The following is an 18,114-nucleotide window of genomic DNA, read 5'->3' on the forward strand; positions in this document are numbered from 1 at the left end:
GAAGAAGTAGTGCTCATCTTAGAGCCTGCGGCGCGGAAGTCGACCGGTCCGGCCGCACTGGCGCCAAAGGCGGCGCCGGGCGGCGGAAAGCGGCTATTTCAGGACGGTCTGGCTGGTGATCACCATGCCATCGTCGTCGACGTGCATTTCCGCGTCGATACTGTCGACGCGCTCGGCCTGGGCCTTCATGACGGCGAACTGGGCTTTGGAACGAGCCGCGTTGGCGGCGGCCTCGGTTGCCGCGTCATCGTTGTCGGCACCCAGCGAGGAGTCGTCGCCGCGACTGATGGTCGCAGTTGCGGCGGCCAGGCTGTCGGCCTTGTCCTCCATCAGTTGCAGCCAGCTCAGGTACATCGCGCCGTTCAGGTGCATGCGCAGCATGCGCCCGGCGTCGCCCACCGGCGTGTTCAGGGTTTCGGCGAGCTTGGCGTCTTCGCCGGCACCGATGCTGATGGCCAGTGCATGCGGATTCATGGCCAGCCATGCCGGCTGACCCACCATGTTCGCCAGATCCTGCGGCAGCGGTACCGGCTTGCCGTCCGCGGCAAGTTTCAGCCGCGCCAGCGACGGCACCATCATCTGGCCGGTGGCGAGCAGGCCGGCGGGGTTGGAGGTGGCCAGCACAAAGCGTCCGCTGAAGGTCGGCAGCGAGGTGTTTTTCGCGGCCACCATGGTGTCCAGCGCCACCCGCAAACCGAGCATGTCGCCGAACGGCGGAATGGCTGCCTGCTGCATGGCGGCGCCGAGCTTGGCGAACTCGTCGTTGAGATCGGTCAGCTTGGGGCAGGTGAACGGCTTGGCGGCCACCGCATCGGCCTGTGCCGACCAGAATGTGCGCAAGGACATGACCGGCAGCGCGATGCTGAGGTCGAACGGCGCGGTGCCGGCCGTGCCCAGACCTGGCAGATCCACCTTGAGCTTGGCAAAGGCCTCGCTGATGTCGGACGCCAACGCGATGTCGAAGCGGGCATCCTGGTGTTTCGGGTCGAGCCGCGTGTAGCCAAAGCTCATCGCAGGCACGCGGGCGGCGATGCGCGCCGCGTCGATGGCGCAGCTGGGCGGCGTCTGCAACTGGTTGGCCACCGGTTCACCGGTCTTGGCCGACTCGGCCTGGGCCCGGGCCTTCTCGATGGCGCCGAACAACGGGTCGTTGCCACTGGCCAGCAGCGGCAGGGCGCGGGTCAGATCCAGCTGGCCGACCAGCCAGTCCTTGTAGCCCTTGGCCTTGGCCAAGGTCTTCAGGCGGCCATCATCCTGCAGGCTCTTTTTCGGCCGATCCATGCCCAGCGCCTGACGCAGCAAGCTCGGTGTCGCCGTGTCGGGCAGCAGGGCGATGACGGCCTGCTTGCCGACGATGGCCAGGATCACCTCGGTGCCCGACGCGGTGGAAACGTGGCGACGATAAGCCTGCTTGTCTTCCTGCGCGGTATCGAGTTTCTTGCCGTAGGCGGTTTCGAGCCGGGTGACGAACCCCTCGAACATCGCCGGGTCGCTGAGGTCGAACCGCAGCACCGGTGCCAGGCCCAGGCCGTAAAACGCGGCCCGGCCCTTCACGTCGATGCCGGCGTGTGCGGCAAAGGTTTCGATGGTCTGGCCTTTCAGCTCGGTGCCGAACGCGCGCAGCAGGCGCGCGGTATCCGGATCCTTGGCGGCCATGTCGTCAGCCATGGCATTGAGCTGGGCCAGTTGGGCCGGCAGCTGCGCGTCGGCCTGGGTCAGCAGGGCGGTGCGGGTGTCATCGTCCAGCGTTGCCAGGTTGGCCACCGCATACGGCGTGTCGGCAGGTACGAAAGCCAGCGGTGCGTTCTTGTCCTTGTGCGAGCAGGCCACCAGCATGAAGCCGGCCAAACCCAGCGCGATGAAGCGCATCGTCGATCGCATGATGAAACCCCTGATGGATAGGTGGAAAGCGCGGCTATTATGCCCGTTTCCACCCGTGCCGCATCGCAACACCGAAGCGGCGGCGCGCGCCATCACGTACCGCCGGATGCTTTCTCAGCGGGCCAGCACTTCGCACAACACGGCCATGCGCACGAACACGCCGTTGCCCACTTGTTCGAGGATGCGCGACTGCGCCCCATCGGCCACTTCCGACGCGATCTCGATGCCCCGGTTGAGTGGCCCGGGATGCATCACCAGGCAGCCCCTGGCGGCACGCGCCAGACGGCGTGTGTCCAACCCGTAGTGGTTGAAATACGCGGCCTCATCGGGCAAATCCACGCTGGCCATGCGCTCTTTCTGCAGGCGCAGCATGATCGACACATCGGCGCCCTCGATCGCGGCGTCGAAGTCGTTGTAATAGCGGCAGTGGGGGAATTCGTCTGCCGCCGGCATCAGGCCGGCGGGGCCGCACAGGCGGATTTCCTTCACCCCCAGCACGGTCAGCGCGTGGATGTCCGAGCGCGCGACGCGCGAGTGCTTGATGTCGCCGCAGATCACCACTACCAGGTTCTCGAAATCCGGCCGGTGCTGGCGGATCGTGAGTACATCGAGCAGGCCCTGGGTGGGGTGGGCGCGGTTGCCGTCGCCGGCGTTGACCACCGAGACACCGCTCATCGCATGACGCACCAGCGCGTCGGGCGTGCCGGCTTCCTTGTGCCGCACGATGATCGCATCCAGGTGCATGGCTTCCAGCGTATGTAGCGTGTCGTACAACTCCTCGCCCTTGCTGGTGGACGAAAAGCTCAGGTCGAAATTGATGACGTCCGCTCCCAGCCGGCGGGCGGCCAGTTCGAACGACGTGCGGGTGCGGGTGGAGGGTTCGAAGAACAGGTTGAGCACGGTGCGTCCGGCCAGCACGTCCAGCTTTCGGGTGCCGTGTGCGCAGGCGTCGCGCAGGGCTTCAGCCCGATCGAGCAGGCGCTCGATGCTGATGCGGGGAAGGTGTTCCAGGGTGGTGAGGTGGCGCAGGCGAGGGCTCATGGAATCGGGTCGACAGGTGGGCGGGATCAGCGCGGTTCGGCGGTGGCCGGAACCGGCGGTTCGAGGAGCCAGTGCTCCAGAATGACGGCGGCGGCCTCGGCGTCGATGTCGTCGGCGTGCCGGCGACGTTTCAGGCCGACGGAGCGGGCATGCGCGAAGCGGCGCGCCGCTTCCTGCGAACTGTGTCGCTCGTCGACAAGGACCACGGGCACGCCGTAGCGCTCATGCAATTGCGTGGCGAACCGGCGCGCACCGCGGCTGGCCGGTTGTTCGGCGCCATCGAGCGTCAAGGGCAGGCCGACCACGAAGGTGTCCGGCAGCCAGGTCTTTTGCAGCGTGTCGATGACATGCCATTCGATGTTGCCGTCGCGCACTTGCGCGGTGGCCACGGCGCGGGCGCTGCTGGTGATCGTGTTGCCGACGGCGACGCCGATGATGCGGCTGCCGACGTCGAAACCCAGCGCGCAACTCATGCGTGGCCTGCGTACATGGAAAGCTGACGCGGGTCCACGCCAACCAGAGCGGCGGCCGCGGTCCAGCGGTCTTCCAGTGGCGTCTCGAACAGGATGTGGCTGCTGGCTTCGGCGGTGAGCCAGGCGTTGTCCAGCAGCTCCTGCTCCAACTGCCCGGCTTCCCAGCCGGCATAGCCCAGCGCCATCACCGCCTGCCGCGGACCTTCGCCGGCGGCGATCGCCACCAGGATGTCGCGCGAGGTGGTGATCGACCACTCGGTGCTGACGCGGTAGCTCGACTCCCAGTTGCCGGTTTCGCGATGCAGCACGAAACCGCGCTCCTGTTGCACGGGGCCTCCGATCAATACCGGTGAATCGGCCATTTCGATATCGACGCAGTCGAGCTTCATTTGCGCCAGCACGTCGCCCAACCGGTACTCGGACAGGCGGTTCACCAGCAGGCCGACCGCGCCGTTCTCGTCGTGCTGGCACAGCAGGGCCACGCCGCGCGAAAACGGCGGATCGGCCAGGTTCGGCATGGCGATCAGGAAATGGCCGGTGAGAATGTCGGCGGCAGGCGTGCTCATGTGCTCATTGTAAGCCCGGCGCGCCGAATAACGTGCGAACGGGAAGTGACCGCCATGCCGGTTCTAGTGATTGCGCAGCACGTCGCCCGGCAGGAACTGCCAGGTGCGCGTGATGTACAGCTCGTCCACGGCGGCGTCCCTGGGCAGGGCCGGGAAAGGCGCCGCCAGCCGCACGATGCGTTCGGCCGAGGCATCCAGCAGCGGATGCCCCGAACTCTTGATCACCTCGATCGTCTTGATGCTGCCGTCGCGGCGCAGGCCCACGGTGAGCACCAGGTCGCCGTACAGCTTGCGCTCGCGCGCCTGCTCCGGGTAGTTGAGGTTGCCCACGCGCTGCACCCGGTCGGACCATCCGCGCATGTAGCTGGCGTAGACGTACTCGCGGGTGCTGGCGGAGATGAATTTCTTCTTCGGCCGCTTCGCCAGCGCCTCGGTCTGCTCGCGCAGCTCGGCGGCCAGCTGCGCCATCGTCTGCTGGCGTTGCAGGTCAGCGGCGGTCTGTGTCTGCGGTTGCGGCGCCACCTTGGTTTGCGCCGAATCGCTGGTCACCGCGAACGCGCTGGTGCCGGTGGTGGTGACCATGTGCGTGGGCGTGGCGTCGCGCGGAGCGGGTGTGGTCGCCTCCGTCGCCTTGGCCGCCGTGCCGGGGTCGGGCTTGGATAGTGCGCCGGAGTGCCGCTGCGACGGCCGTGCGGCCCGATCGCTCACGCCGCCGCCGCTGTTGTTGGCCTGGGCCAGGAAGTCCGCCTGGTCCGGCGCCCGCTGGTTGGCCACGTTGACCAGCGTCACATCCAGCGTCGGCAGCGCGGGCGTGGGTTTGGTGAAGTGGAACGTGATGCCCAGCAACAGCACGCCGTGCAGCAACAGCGAAAACAGCATGGTGGCGCCGATCGCGTTCGGCGTCTCGTTGACGGTGACGGCATTCACGCGGCGCGCGTTCCGGCAACGCGCTGCTCGATGACATCGAACAACTGGCCGGCGATATTGAGGCCGAACTGGTGATCAAGCTCCCGCACGCAGGTGGGCGAGGTCACGTTGATTTCGGTGAGGTAGTCGCCGATCACGTCCAGGCCGACGAACAGTAGCCCGCGCCGGCGAAGCTCGGGCGCCACCTGCGCCACGATCCAGCGATCGCGCTCGGACAGCGGCACACCTTCGCCACGCCCGCCGGCGGCGAGATTGCCGCGGAACTCGTTGCCTTGCGGTATGCGCGCCAGCGCATACGGCACGGGTTCGCCGTCGACCACCAGGATGCGTTTGTCGCCGGCAGTGATTTCCGGAATGTATTTCTGCGCGATGGTGAGCTGTCGGCCGGCACCGTGGGCATCGCCGCCGAGCAGGGTTTCCAGCATCGAGTTGAGGTTGCTGTCGCCCGCCTTGACCCGAAAGATGCCCCGGCCTCCCATGCCGTCGAGCGGCTTCAACACCACCTCGCCGTGTTCGGCGGCAAAGCGGCGTAGTTCGTCGGCGTCGCGCGCCACCAGGGTCGGCACGATGCACTGGGGGAAATCCATCGCGAACAGTTTCTCGTTGCAGTCGCGCAGCGCCTGCGGCTTGTTCACTACGGTGACGCCGGCGCGCTGGGCAACTTCGAGCACCAGGGTGTCGTTGATGAACTGAGCATCCACCGGCGGGTCCTTGCGCATCAGTACGACATCGATGTCGCGCAGGTCGCGCCATTGCGGCTCGCCCAGCGTGCACCAGTCGCGCGGATCGTCGCGTACCTGCAAGGCAGCCAGTCGCGCCCACGGCACGCCGTCGCGCAGGGCCAGGCTGGCCTGCTCGAAGTAGAGCAGCGAGTGCCCGCGACGCTGCGCCTCGAGCAGCATCGCGAAGCTGGTGTCCTTGGCGACCTTGATGGTGCTGATGGGATCCATCAGCACCGCGACCGAAAGCGTCATCGTATTTCTCCGTGGCGGGTATGGCGGACCGAATGGCCCGCGGTCGCCATGTCATCCGTGAATGGTCGCCGAGACCACGCCATCGCCACAAGCGATTCCGGCCCTGCCGTGCGCGTTGCCTGCCGCTCACCGCCACATGCTGCCGATTTGCGTCACACTCGACATCGCCGAGCGGAGCGCTCTGTCATCATTGCTTGACAGTCTCGGCGAGCAGGCGGTAAACAGCAATGCGCGAGAGGCATTGCCCGAAAGCCTGTTTTCGAGCGGCCTTATCTTTGCTGAATTTGTGCATGTACCCCAGCGGCATAGTAGTTGCTTGCCATCAAGGTCCATGCTGAGCTCGGTGCGCCACAGGGGGAGCTTGAGTGAATTTGAACGTGAGCGTTAACGGCCTCGCTGGACTGAAGGTCATGGTGATCGATGACTCCAAGACCATCCGCCGCACCGCGGAAACCTTGCTCAAGAAGGAAGGTTGCGAAGTGTTGACCGCGGTGGACGGATTCGAGGCATTGGCCAAGATCTCCGATCAGAAACCCGCGATCATCTTCGTCGACATCATGATGCCGCGGCTGGATGGTTATCAGACCTGTGCATTGATCAAGAACAATCCGCAATTCCGCAGCACCCCGGTCATCATGCTGAGCTCGAAGGATGGTCTGTTCGACAAGGCTCGCGGCCGCATCGTGGGCGCGGAACAGTATTTGACCAAGCCGTTCACGCGCGACGAACTGCTGGGTGCCATCCATAGCCACGTCGGCTCAGCGCATACCGCCGGCTGACTGCAGAGATCCAGGGGGTTCTGTGGCAACTATTCTCATCATCGACGATTCGCCGACCGACGTGCGTGTCTTCACCACGTTGCTCGAGCGCGCCGGTTATACCGTCATCGCGGTCAGCACCGCCGAAGACGGCATTGAACGCGTAAGGGCCGAGCTGCCCGACCTGGTCATCATGGACGTGATCATGCCCGGCATGAACGGCTTCCAGGCCACCCGCATCCTCACCCGCGACCCGGCCACGGCCGGCGTCCCGATCGTGATGATCACCACCAAGTCGATGGAAACCGATCGCGTGTGGGGGCTGCGCCAGGGTGCGCGGGCCTTCATCACCAAGCCGGTGAATGAAAAAGAGCTGCTGGCCAGCATCAGCGGGTTGCTGCCGGGGGCGGCATGAACCAGGCGGTCAACCTCACGCCTTTCGAGATACTTGCCCATTTCGAGCGGAAGTCGCTGGCGCACGCCTCGGCTTCGCCCGACACGCTGGAGGCGCCGGGGCTTTGGCGCGGCATCGGCTTCCGGGTGGGCTCGCGTCTGCTGGTCAGTGGCATCGACGAGATCAGCGAACTGCTGGCGGTGCCACTGCTTACGCCGGTGCCGGGCACGCAGCCATGGCTGCTCGGCGTCGCCAACGTGCGCGGCAACCTGGTACCCGTCATTGACTTCGCCCGCTTCCTGTTCGGCGAACGCACGCTGCATACCGACCGTACGCGCCTGCTGATCGTGCGCCAGAACGGCGGCAACGTGGCGCTGCTGGTGGACGAGGTGTTTGGCCAGCGTACGGTCGACCAGGAACAACGGACTCAGGCGATGAACGAGGACGATCCGCGCCTTGTTCGTTTCGTCGATGGTCGCGTGGGGGAGCAGCAGCTGGCGGTTTTCAGCATGAACCGGCTGGTGCGCGCACCGGATTTTCGACAGGCCGCGGCCTGACGCGTCACATCGAATACAAGAAGGACCGGGATCGGTTGGGACCGGAATCAGGGGCAACTGCTCCGCTGAGCGCCGCCACGAGCGGCGCTGCCAGAAGCGCAGACGGGTGAGGTGAACATGAGCACTACAGGGGGCGTTAGCAGGGAACGGGGTTACACCCTCCTTATCGTCATGCTGCTGGCGGCGATCGGTTTTGCGGCGGTGGACTTTTTCCTGCTCAACCAGCGCAACGGCGAGGATCGGCAAGCGATCGCGCTGACCACGCAGATCCAGGTGCTGTCGCAGCAGACTGCGAAATTCGCGCTTGAGTCCGCCGACGGCAACGTCGATTCGTTCAAGGAACTGGAAAGCACGCGCAACGCCATCGATTCGGCGGTGCAACGGTTGAGCAAAGGCGATACCGCCGGTGGCATGCGTGCCTACGGCAACAACGACACCACGCCGTCCGGTCGCGCGGTAACCGCGTTGAGCCATTCCTGGAGCCAGCTCGACGCCGATATCGGCAAGATCCTGTCCAACAAGTCCGTGGTGCTCGATTCGGCCCAGCGCGCCGCCACGCTGTCGCGCGAGATACCGCTGCTCAACTCCAGCATGGAGCAGGTGGTCAACATCCTGCAGCAGCGCAACGGCAGCTCTGAGCAGATGCTGGGCACTTCGCGCCAGATGCTCTCTGCTGACCGCATCATCCGCCGTGTGCAGGAAGTGTTGCAGGGCGGTTCCACCGCCCAATCCGCGGCCGACGGGCTCGCCCGTGACGCCCAGCTCTACGGCACCGTGTTGAAGGGGTTGCTCGAGGGCAACAGCGGCAGCGGCGTAAAACCGGTCAGCGACGCCAATGCGCGCAAGATCCTTTCCGACATGGATCCCAGCTGGGAAAAGCTGGCCGATCCGCTGTCACGGCTGGTCGCTGCCGCCAGCAACATCGCGGACGTGAAGCACGCCGGCAACCAGGCATCGCTGGATTCGCAGACCGTGCTGTTGCGCGCCAACGACCTCTCCGAGCAGATCGGCAAATTGCCGTTGCGCAGGCTGTTCCCGAACGTGTGGTGGGGCCTGCTGGCAGCGATTGGCGCGGTGGCCTTCGCGCTGTTGCTGGTGGTCAGCCTGGTGCGCGACCAGCGCCGCCGCTTCGCCGAGAGTACCGAGCTGAACCAGCGCAACCAGGAGGCGATCATGCGCCTGCTGGATGAGATGGGATCGCTCGCCGAGGGTGACCTCACCGTCAAGACCACCGTGTCCGAGGACATCACCGGTGCCATCGCCGACTCGGTGAACTACGCCATCGACGAGCTGCGATCCCTGGTGACCACGATCAACGAGACCTCCGAGCAGGTGTCGTCCTCGGCGCAGGAAACGCAGACCACCGCCCGCCAGCTGGCGAACGCGGCCGAGCAGCAGGCACAGCAGATCAGCACCGCGACCTCCGCGATCAACCAGATCGTGAGTTCGATGGACAACGTGTCGCGCGATTCGGCCGAGTCGGCCGACGTGGCCGAGCGCTCGGTGAAAATCGCCTCGCACGGTGCCGAGGTGGTACGCGAAACGATCTCCGGCATGGACTCCATCCGCGACCAGATCCAGGAGACCTCCAAGCGCATCAAGCGGCTGGGCGAATCCTCGCAGGAGATCGGCTCGATCGTGGAACTGATCAACGACATTGCCGAACAGACCAACATCCTGGCATTGAACGCAGCCATCCAGGCCGCCTCAGCCGGTGAGGCCGGTCGCGGTTTCGCGGTGGTGGCGGACGAAGTGCAGCGACTGGCCGAACGCTCCACCAGCGCCACCAAGCGTATCGAGACGCTGGTGCAGACGATTCAGTCCGATACCAACGAAGCGGTGAACTCGATGGAGCAGACCACCGCCGAGGTGGTCGCCGGTGCGCGACTGGCGGAGGACGCAGGCAGCGCGCTGGGTGACATCGAGCGCGTTTCGCACGATCTGTCCGCACTGATTCAGAGCATTTCCACGGCGGCAAGGGAGCAGTCGGCGGCGGCCACCGATATTTCGGTATCGATGAATGCGATCCAGGAAATCACCTCGCAGACATCGCAAGGCGCCAGCCAGACAGCGGATTCCATCGGTACGTTGGCGCAGTTGGCGAGCGATCTTCGCCGCTCGGTGGCGCATTTCAAGTTGCCGGATTGACATGAGCACTTTGAAGGGGGGCATTCTCGCTGGTGGCGTAATGCATCGCTGCGCAACCGCTGAGAGAGGCGCATGAGACTTCAAGACCACATCGATTTCACCACGCTGCAGTGGGTCAAGCCCCAGCTGGACGAAGCACTGTCCAGCGCCCGTGACGCGTTGGCGACCCATGTCGAAAATCCCGCCGATCGCAGCGTCATGCGTTCGTGCGTGGACCAGTTGCATCAGGTGCGTGGCACCTTGCAAATGGTGGAGCTGCATGGCGCCGCCATGGCGGCGGCCGAGATGGAAGAGGTTTCCCGCGCGCTGCTTGACGACCAGGTCGCCAATCGCGAAGACGCCTACGCCGTATTGATGCGTGGCCTGATGCAGTTGCCGGACTATCTCGAGCGCCTGTCCGGCGGACATCGTGACGTGCCGGTGGTGTTGCTGCCGCTGCTCAACGACCTGCGCGCGGCCATCGGGAAACCGCCGCTGTCCGAGTCGGCCCTGTTCCATCCCAATCTCGACGCCTTCCTGCCGGAGCAGGCGCCCGCCGCCATGAGCGAGTCGCATGCCGAGGCGCGTCGTGGTGAATTGACCGCGCTGCGGCTTCGCTTCCAGCGACAGCTGCTGGGCTGGTTCCGTGGCGAGGATCCGACGCGCCAATTGGCCGGCATGCGCACCACGCTGCTGGAAATTGCCGCGCGCTGCTATCACGTGCACGGTCGCCGGTTGTGGTGGATCGCGGCGGGAGTACTGGAAGGCCTTGGGCAAGGCTTGTTCAAGAACCGTACGACCGAAATCCGCCAGCTGATCGGCAAGGTCGATCGCAATATCCGCGAGCTGGTCGAACACGGCGAGGACAGTTTGCGTGGTGGTGACGCCGACGAACTGGCGTGCCAGCTGCTCTATCTGGTGGCGCAATCGCCGCAGCGCAGCCCGCAGATGGAGCTGCTGCAATCCACGTACGCGCTCGATCGCCAGGTGCCTGACGCCAGCGAACTGGAGCACGCGCGCGGATCGATGGCCGGCCATAACCGCGCCTTGCTCGACTCCGTGTCGCGCGCGCTGAAAGACGATTTGTTGCGGGTGAAGGAAGCGCTGGATCTGTTCCTGCGCCAGGTGGATGGTGACCCGGCCCAATTGGCCGCACAGGGCGAAGTGCTGGAGCGTGTCGGCGACACCCTAGGCATGCTGGCTCTCGCGGTGCCGCGGCGGATGGTTGTCGAGCAGCGACAGGTTCTCGACGAGATCGCCAATCACATGCGCAGTGCCGACGAGGCCGCGTTGCTCGATGTTGCCGGCGCGCTGCTGTATGTCGAGGCATCGCTGGACGACCACATCGAAAGCCTTGGCGCCGAGGGTGTGACGGAAGGCGACGAAGGTGTGGTCGGCGTTCCCCGCAGCGAGGCCATGGGCATCGTCGTGGCGTTGATGCAGGAAGCGATCAGCAACACCGGCAAGGTGAAAGACGCGATCGTGGCGTTCAGCGAATCCGGTTGGCAGCACGAGCATCTTGCCGGCAGCCCGGCGTTGATGGATGAAGTGGCCGGTGCATTGCGCATGCTGTCCACGGCACGCCCCGCCGAGCTGGCCGAAGGCATCAGCCGCTTCATCGGCAATGAGCTGCTGCTCGATCGACGCGTGCCCGATGGCGCGCAGATGGATCATCTGGCCGATGCGCTGGCCGCGCTGGAGTATTACCTCGAGGCTGCCCGCGAACATCGCGGTGGCCTGGAACATATCCTTGATGTCGCCGAGCACAGTCTGGGTCTGCTGGGTTACTGGCCGCCGCCGGCTGCCCGCGAATTGCCCGAGACCCCGCCGCCGGTGGCCGCCGATGCATTGCCGACGAACGACGAACATGTCGAACTCTCCGAATCGGTGAGCGTGCATCCGGGCGACAGCATCGATGAGCTGATCATCGGCGAAGACAAATCCTCGCCGCGCTCCGCGCAGGATATCGATGGCCTGCGCCTGGCTGAAACCGAATCCCTGAAACCCGAGTCGGCCGAAAGCGCTTCCGACGAGGACTGGGTCGAAATCGAAGAGGAGATCGTCGAGCAGGTTCCGGTCACCGATCCGCTGGCGGCCACCGCCGGCTTCAATGCCAACGCCGAAGGCATCGATGACGATATCCGCGAAATCTTCCTGGAGGAGATGCAGGAGGAAATCGACAACCTCACCGAGGCAGAAAAGGTCTGGCTGGACGATCCATCGCAGTTGTCCTCACTGACGGCCATCCGCCGCTCGTTCCACACATTGAAAGGTTCGGGCCGGCTGGTTGGCGCCAGCGTGCTCGGCGAGTTCGCATGGAAGGTCGAAAGCACGCTCAACCGCGTGCTCGACAACAGCATCGAACCGCATGAAGGCGTGCAGGCGATGGTGCGCCGGGCCATCGATGCGCTGCCGCAGTTGCTGGCCGCGCTCAAGGGCGAAGGCGCGCTGAAGGCACCGCTCGGCGCCATCATGGATGTGGCCGAACGACTGGCCGCTGGCGAGGAGGGCGCGCGGGTCGAGGGCCATCCGTCGGTTGTTACCGAAACGGTTCGCCGGGTCGTACGCCGCCGCGTGCCGCGCATGGACGCGGATGCGGCAGCGATTCCGCAGGCCGGCATCACCGATGCCCACACGTTGGCAGGCGCGCCGGACGATGACGTCGAACCGGTTGAAGCGTTGCCGTTGCCGGTGATGCCGCCGGTGGACCCGGTTCTGCTGGAGATCCTGCGCAGCGAAGTGGCCCAGTATCTGCAGACGATACGTGGCGCCATCCAGCGCGCGGGCACCGAACTGCGGGTGGGGGAAGAACTGCTGCGCGCCGTGCATACCTTGCACGGGGCCATTGCCATGGTCGACATCGCCCTGCTGATGCAGGTGTTGTCGCCGCTGGAGGGTTTGCTCAAGCGCCTGCGCGCCGCCGATGTGCCGTTGTCCAGCGAAGGCATCCGCCTTCTGGGCGAGGCGGCGGACGTAGTCGATACCGTGATGGAGCAATTCGACGCGGCCGATCCGCAGTTGCCCGTCGTGGATGCGCTGGTCGACCAGATCGTGGCCATGCGCGACTTGTACTCCGAGTCGCAGGTTGCCCACGTGGTGTACGAGTCCCGTCCCGACGACCTGGAAGATGCCGCGGCATTGGGTGCGGAGCATGATCTGGACGCCTGGACGCCGTCGTACGAACTGGACGCGATGCCGGTCGACGACGACGAAGCACCGGCCATCGCCGACGAGACACCTGCCGACGAGACATTGGACGAGACATTGTCGGAGGCATCGCCGGCTGCCGCCTTTGTTGACGGCGCCGAGCCTGCCGCCGATGCCGACGATGCCGACGATGCGCACCACGAGACGTTTGCCAGCGAGTTGATGGCGGCGCTGGATGCGTTCGAACCAGGGGAAACCCGCGACAGCGATATCGAAGACGCTCCCGTCGACGATGCCGTACGGATGGACGACGAGAACGCCGCCATCGACGCGCAAGACGACCTGGACGACGCCGGGCTGGCCGAGGAGCTTGCCGCGGAGCTGGAGGCCGTCGAGCGTGAGGCTGCTGCACGCGAAGCCGCCGAGCGTGAAGCCGCAGAGCAGCGCGAGGCCGAAGCGCGTGCATCGGCTGAACGTGAAGCCGCCGAGCGCGAAGCGGCTGGACGCCGTGCGCGTGAGGCACGCGAACTCGCCGAGCGCGAGGCGTCGGAGGCTGCTGCATTGGCGCGGCAGACGACCCACGCCGTCGATGCCGGTGCGGTATCCACAACCGTGGAAGGCGGCGCCGATGAGACGTCCGCCGCCAATGCCCTCGATGACGACTTGCTCGAAGTGTTCCTCGATGAGGCACATGAAATCCTGGATCACGCCGATGACGTGCTGGCGCAGTGGCGCGCCGAGCCGACTGAACTTGGCTACGTCGGCGAGCTTCAGCGCGACCTGCATACGCTCAAGGGCGGCGCGCGCATCTCGGGCCTGGGGTCGATCGGCGATCTGGCCCACGCGATCGAGACACTGCTGGAGAAGCCGGTCGACGCGTCTGGCACCGCCTCGTTGATCGGCGCGCTGGAATCCAGCTTCGACCAGCTCAACGCGATGGTGCAGCAGGTGGCGCATCGCCAGACGATCGAATACCCGCAGGCGGCGATCGACCGGCTGCTGGCGCTCGCCGGTGAGGAAGGTTTCACCAACGACGACGTGCTGGCAGCCATTGCGATGCCCGAGGCGGCGGCGCCGGCGTCGCCGGTGGCGGCGTCCGGTGAGCGGACACCAGACGGCGATCTGCCGGGGCTGTTGCCCGAGGTGGAAGAAGAAGTCCGCTCGACGCAGGAACAGATCCGCGTTCGCGCCGACCTGCTGGACAACCTCGTCAATCATGCCGGCGAAGTGGCCATCTACCGTTCGCGGCTGGAGCAGCAGGTTGCCGGCTACCGCTTCAACCTGGTCGAGCTGGAACAGACCGTGGCCCGCTTGCGCAGCCAGTTGCGCATGCTGGAAATCGAGACCGAGGCGCAGATCATCGCGCGCTTCCAGCGCGAGCATCGCGAGGCGGGCCTCACCACCGTGTTCGATCCGCTCGAGCTCGATCGTTATTCCCAGCTGCAGCAGTATTCCCGCGCGCTGGCCGAGTCGGTGTCCGACTTGGTCTCCATCCAGAGCACGCTGGACGAACTGACACGCCAGGCCGAAACCCTGCTGATCCAGCAGTCGCGTGTCAGCACCGACCTGCAGGATGGTCTGCTGCGTACCCGCATGCTGCCGTTCGACACCATGGTTCCCAACCTGCGCCGCACCCTGCGCCAGGCCGCCCAGGAAGAAGGCAAGCACGCGCAGCTCTATGTGGACGGGGCGCACGGCGAAATGGATCGCAACCTGCTCGACCGCATCAAGGCGCCGTTCGAGCACATGCTTCGCAATGCCATCGCGCACGGCATCGAAACGCCGGACGAACGACGCAAGGTCGGCAAGCCGGCCGAAGGCGCGGTGCATATCCGGGTGGCACGCGAGGCGACCGAGGTGGTGGTGCGCGTCAGCGACGATGGCCGCGGCCTCGATCGCGAGGCGATCCGCGCCCGTGGCATCGAGCGCGGGCTGCTTCGTGCCGACGCCAACCCCAGCGACGATCAACTGCTGGGTCTGATCACCCAGGCCGGCTTCTCCACCGCCGGCAAGATCACCCAGCTGGCCGGCCGCGGCGTCGGCATGGACGTGGTGGCCAACGAGATCAAGCAACTGGGCGGCTCGTTGTCGATCGAATCGACCGCGGGCAAGGGCACCACGTTCGTACTGCGCCTGCCGTTCACCCTGGCGGTGACGCAGGCGATCCTGGTACGCATCGGCGAGGCCACGTTCGCCATCCCGATGACGTCGGTCCAGGGTGTCGCACGGATTGACGCCGATGAGATGACGGCGCTGCTGGAGCAGGGCGAGCCCACGTTCTCCCATGGCAATGAGTCCTACGCCATCCACGATCTGGCCGAACTGCTCGGGCTGCCGCCCGGGTTGCCGCCCGAGGGCGAGCAGCAGCCCCTGCTGCTTACCCGTGCCGGTGACTTGCGTGCGGCCATCCGGATCGACGCGGTGCTGGGCTCCCACGAAATCGTGGTCAAGTCAGTGGGCCCGCAGATCAGTTCTGTGCCCGGGCTGCTCGGCGCCACCATCATGGGCGATGGCTCGGTGCTGATCATTCTGGATCTGGCGCCGCTGGTCCGCCACGGCATCACCCGTCGCGAGCAGCGTCTGGCAGAGGGGCTCAGTGCCCTGCAGGCGCCGGTCATCGAGGAAGTCCGGGTGCGGCCGCTGGTCATGGTGGTGGACGATTCCATCACCATGCGCAAGGTCACCAGCCGCGTGCTCGAACGTCATGAGTACGAGGTCAGCACCGCCAAGGACGGTGTCGATGCGGTCGAGAAACTGCACGAGCGCGTCCCTGATCTGATGCTGCTGGATATCGAGATGCCACGCATGGACGGCTACGAGCTGGCGACCCTGATGAAGGCCGATCCGCGCCTCAGCGGCGTGCCGATCATCATGATCACCTCGCGCAGCGGCGACAAACACCGCCAGCGGGCACTCGACATCGGTGTAGAGCGTTATCTCGGCAAGCCGTACCAGGAGGCCGACCTGCTGACGCAGATCGGCGAGGTGCTGGAGCTGCATGCGTCGGAGCCGGCCCATGACTGAATCCGGCCCGGGGATCGCATTGCTTTTCGGCGATGGCGAACTGGGCGGCCAGTTGCGCCTGGCACTGCAGGAGCATGGCGCGCGGATCGTGCACGAAGGCAGCATGGCCAGCCTCAACCGCGACCTGCTGATGGAAAGCGGGGCCGAGGTCGTGGTGGTGAATCTCGACGACGAGAACGACGACGCGCTTGATCGCCTCTATGACGTGATCGACGGCGATACGCCGCGCGTGGTTTTCAATGACGGCCAGGCCAGCCGCGCGCTTGAAGGGTGGGATCGCGCCCGCTGGGCGCGCCATCTGGCGGCCAAGGTCATGGCCTCCGCCGATGTCGACCCGCCACGGCCGCTCACCGCCGCCAGCCTGGTCGTGCCCGCTGCGACCCCGTCGGTGGCCGAAAGCGCCGAGCTCACGGTCGACACGGTTCCTGCCGCTGAAGACGCCGTCACGACGGCCGTATCCAGCGCGACGGAGACCGACGGTGACCTGGCTTTCGACGAGCCCGCATCGATCGATCAGGGCATCGATGGGCCCGAGAGCGCCGATTCCAACAGCCTCGAAGCCGAGCTCGAGGCCATGCTGGCCTCCGATGCCTTGTCGACGGGCGAGGACGAATTCGGCTCAGGCCTGCGTTATTTCGAAAACGCACCGGCATTGCACGATGGTGAGTTCGGTGATGTGGCTGGCGAAGCGGCCGAGGCCTCCGACGCCGTGAATGAACCCGCCGCCGAGGACAGCGTCGGTACCGAACCGGTTGCCGCAGCGGCCACGAGTTTCGATTTCGATCACCTGCCGACGGACCTGTCCCTGGCTGGTGACGCTGCACCTGTCTCCGAAAAAGCCCCGGCACCCACCGTGGTGAGTGCGCCCGACAGCTGGGCCCTGCTGGATGATGACGCTCCCGTCGCACCCGCGCCGGCGCCCGCCACGGTATCCGCCACGGATTTTGGCGTGGTGAAACAGACTGCAGCCGAATTCCTTTCACCCGAGGTCGAGCACGCGGCACCGGCCACCGAGCCGGTGATGAGCCTGCAGTTGCTGACGATGGAAGAGGCGGTGGCGCCGCAGCCCTACTCGCAGGACAGCGAGATGCACCTGGACGACAACACTCGCCGTCTGCATCGGGTCGTGTTGCTGGGGGCGGCGGCCGACGGGCTGGATTCGGTGTGCGAATTCCTTTCGGCGTTGCCGGCACCCACGCGATCGACGTTTCTGCTCACCCAGCACCTGGGTGCGCAATCGATATCGGGGCTGATGGAAGTGCTGTCGGTCGGCGGTGGGCCATTGCCCGTCCGGCTGGCAACCGACGGTGACCATGCCGTGCCCGGCGAGTTGTTGGTGGTGCCGGCGGCGTCCCAGGTGTCGTTGCGCCGCGACGGCGCGATAACCGTGCAGGCCAACGAGCCCGATGCCGGCAACGAGTCCTCGATCGATGCCAATTTCAGCACGGTCGCCACTATTTTCGGGCGCGACGTGGTGTCGATCGTGTTCGCCGGAAGCTCCACCGACGCGGTTGCCGGCGCCCAGGCCGTACACGATCTGGGTGGCGAGGTCTGGGTCGAAGCCGCGTCCGACGTGCAGTATTCCGATATGGTCGGCAGCATTTTTGCCGAGCGACTGGTCAGTTTTTCCGGTGCCCCGCATGAGTTGGCGGCGCACCTGATCGAGGTGTATCCATGAGTGATCCGCTGCCGCGCGAAATCCGCTGCATCCTGGTGCCGGTTGGCCATATGCGCTTGTTGTTGCCCAACGCCACCGTGGCCGAGGTCATCACCCTGCCCGAGGCGGAGTCGGTAGCCGGTGCGCCGGCGTGGTTGCTCGGGCGCATTGCCTGGCGTGGCTGGCGGGTACCGCTGGTGTCGTTCACCCGGCTTTGTGGCGCGGAAGAGGGCGACGCCGAACTCAGTTCCCGCGTTGCCGTGCTGAAGACTCTGGGTGGCAATGCGCAGATGCCGTTCATGGCGCTGGTCACGCAGGGTTTCCCGCGCCTTACCACGCTCAACGCCGAGCTGATCATCCCGACCCACGACGGCACCCAATTGCCGCCGGGTATCCGTGCCCGGGTGCTGGTGCGTGACGATGTCGCGGTGATCCCGGACATGGAAGGCATCGAGGCGGAACTGCTGGCCTTGCTGCAGCAGGTTGATGCCGTGGGGTCGGACGAGACGACCGAAGACCACGTCGACTTCGAACGCATGGACTCCGCGTCCGCGCCGTCGTCATGGGCTGATTCCGACGATTGAGGCG

Annotated in this window: 13 protein-coding genes; 7 read left to right on the top strand and 6 right to left on the bottom strand. The window is 65.8% G+C overall.

What is annotated here, in order from left to right:
- Positions 1 to 93: 93 nt before the first annotated feature.
- The 6 genes from ASD68_RS00240 to gshB form a co-directional block, all read right to left on the bottom strand.
- Positions 94 to 1,881 carry a hypothetical protein gene (locus ASD68_RS00240; protein ID WP_056602410.1) on the bottom strand — a complete coding sequence of 596 codons (1,788 nt, stop codon included), beginning with the start codon at positions 1,879 to 1,881 and terminating at the stop codon, positions 94 to 96.
- A gap of 114 nt (positions 1,882 to 1,995) precedes the next feature.
- On the bottom strand, positions 1,996 to 2,922 hold the full coding sequence (locus ASD68_RS00245) for an aspartate carbamoyltransferase catalytic subunit (RefSeq protein ID WP_056602412.1): 927 nt from the start codon (positions 2,920 to 2,922) through the stop codon (positions 1,996 to 1,998).
- 26 nt (positions 2,923 to 2,948) lie between these two features.
- Entirely contained in the window at positions 2,949 to 3,395 is a 447-nt protein-coding gene (gene ruvX, locus ASD68_RS00250) for a Holliday junction resolvase RuvX (RefSeq protein ID WP_056077378.1), read from the bottom strand.
- Positions 3,392 to 3,961 carry a YqgE/AlgH family protein gene (locus ASD68_RS00255; RefSeq protein ID WP_056077382.1) on the bottom strand — a complete coding sequence of 190 codons (570 nt, stop codon included), beginning with the start codon at positions 3,959 to 3,961 and terminating at the stop codon, positions 3,392 to 3,394. Before ASD68_RS00255 ends, ruvX begins: the two co-directional genes overlap by 4 nt.
- Positions 3,962 to 4,024: 63 nt before the next feature.
- Positions 4,025 to 4,840, bottom strand: coding sequence for an energy transducer TonB (locus tag ASD68_RS00260; protein ID WP_056080686.1), 816 nt, complete (start codon positions 4,838 to 4,840; stop codon positions 4,025 to 4,027).
- 44 nt (positions 4,841 to 4,884) lie between these two features.
- A complete protein-coding gene (gshB, locus tag ASD68_RS00265) occupies positions 4,885 to 5,862 on the bottom strand; it encodes a glutathione synthase (protein ID WP_056602414.1) in 978 nt (325 codons plus the stop codon).
- Positions 5,863 to 6,227: 365 nt separating this feature from the next.
- Here gshB and ASD68_RS00270 point away from each other — a divergent pair, with 365 nt between their 5' ends.
- The 7 genes from ASD68_RS00270 to ASD68_RS00300 all read left to right on the top strand — a co-directional run bounded on the left by ASD68_RS00270 (position 6,228) and on the right by ASD68_RS00300 (position 18,110).
- Positions 6,228 to 6,641, top strand: coding sequence for a response regulator (locus tag ASD68_RS00270; protein WP_040669960.1), 414 nt, complete (start codon positions 6,228 to 6,230; stop codon positions 6,639 to 6,641).
- Between the two features lie 22 nt (positions 6,642 to 6,663).
- Positions 6,664 to 7,035, top strand: coding sequence for a response regulator (locus ASD68_RS00275; protein ID WP_007079997.1), 372 nt, complete (start codon positions 6,664 to 6,666; stop codon positions 7,033 to 7,035).
- Positions 7,032 to 7,571: a chemotaxis protein CheW gene (locus tag ASD68_RS00280; RefSeq protein ID WP_056077388.1), complete on the top strand. Its 540-nt coding sequence runs from the start codon at positions 7,032 to 7,034 to the stop codon at positions 7,569 to 7,571. The genes ASD68_RS00275 and ASD68_RS00280 overlap by 4 nt, the downstream gene beginning before the upstream one ends.
- Before the next feature lie 117 nt (positions 7,572 to 7,688).
- The gene (locus ASD68_RS00285; protein ID WP_056602416.1) at positions 7,689 to 9,719 is read left to right on the top strand and encodes a methyl-accepting chemotaxis protein; all 2,031 of its coding nucleotides are present in this window, start codon (positions 7,689 to 7,691) and stop codon (positions 9,717 to 9,719) included.
- Between the two features lie 72 nt (positions 9,720 to 9,791).
- Positions 9,792 to 15,869: an Hpt domain-containing protein gene (locus ASD68_RS00290; protein WP_056602417.1), complete on the top strand. Its 6,078-nt coding sequence runs from the start codon at positions 9,792 to 9,794 to the stop codon at positions 15,867 to 15,869.
- Positions 15,862 to 17,547, top strand: a complete 1,686-nt coding sequence (locus ASD68_RS00295; RefSeq protein ID WP_056602420.1) for a chemotaxis protein CheB — start codon at positions 15,862 to 15,864, stop codon at positions 17,545 to 17,547. The genes ASD68_RS00290 and ASD68_RS00295 overlap by 8 nt, the downstream gene beginning before the upstream one ends.
- Positions 17,544 to 18,110, top strand: a complete 567-nt coding sequence (locus ASD68_RS00300; protein ID WP_056077400.1) for a chemotaxis protein CheW — start codon at positions 17,544 to 17,546, stop codon at positions 18,108 to 18,110. Before ASD68_RS00295 ends, ASD68_RS00300 begins: the two co-directional genes overlap by 4 nt.
- The last annotated feature ends 4 nt before the right edge of the window (positions 18,111 to 18,114 follow it).

It is taken from the genome of Rhodanobacter sp. Root627, assembly GCF_001427835.1.
Taxonomy (GTDB): domain Bacteria; phylum Pseudomonadota; class Gammaproteobacteria; order Xanthomonadales; family Rhodanobacteraceae; genus Rhodanobacter; species Rhodanobacter ginsenosidimutans.

Bases quoted from the DNA above. Each gene is read 5' to 3' on its own strand.
- gshB (WP_056602414.1), bottom strand. From the start codon at position 5,862: ATGACGCTTTCGGTCGCGGTGCTGATGGATCCCATCAGCACCATCAAG.
- ASD68_RS00260 (WP_056080686.1), bottom strand. From the start codon at position 4,840: ATGCTGTTTTCGCTGTTGCTGCACGGCGTGCTGTTGCTGGGCATCACG.
- ruvX (WP_056077378.1), bottom strand. From the start codon at position 3,395: ATGAGTTGCGCGCTGGGTTTCGACGTCGGCAGCCGCATCATCGGCGTC.
- ASD68_RS00300 (WP_056077400.1), top strand. From the start codon at position 17,544: ATGAGTGATCCGCTGCCGCGCGAAATCCGCTGCATCCTGGTGCCGGTT.
- ASD68_RS00240 (WP_056602410.1), bottom strand. From the start codon at position 1,881: ATGCGATCGACGATGCGCTTCATCGCGCTGGGTTTGGCCGGCTTCATG.
- ASD68_RS00255 (WP_056077382.1), bottom strand. From the start codon at position 3,961: ATGAGCACGCCTGCCGCCGACATTCTCACCGGCCATTTCCTGATCGCC.
- ASD68_RS00290 (WP_056602417.1), top strand. From the start codon at position 9,792: ATGAGACTTCAAGACCACATCGATTTCACCACGCTGCAGTGGGTCAAG.
- ASD68_RS00280 (WP_056077388.1), top strand. From the start codon at position 7,032: ATGAACCAGGCGGTCAACCTCACGCCTTTCGAGATACTTGCCCATTTC.
- ASD68_RS00245 (WP_056602412.1), bottom strand. From the start codon at position 2,922: ATGAGCCCTCGCCTGCGCCACCTCACCACCCTGGAACACCTTCCCCGC.
- ASD68_RS00295 (WP_056602420.1), top strand. From the start codon at position 15,862: ATGACTGAATCCGGCCCGGGGATCGCATTGCTTTTCGGCGATGGCGAA.
- ASD68_RS00285 (WP_056602416.1), top strand. From the start codon at position 7,689: ATGAGCACTACAGGGGGCGTTAGCAGGGAACGGGGTTACACCCTCCTT.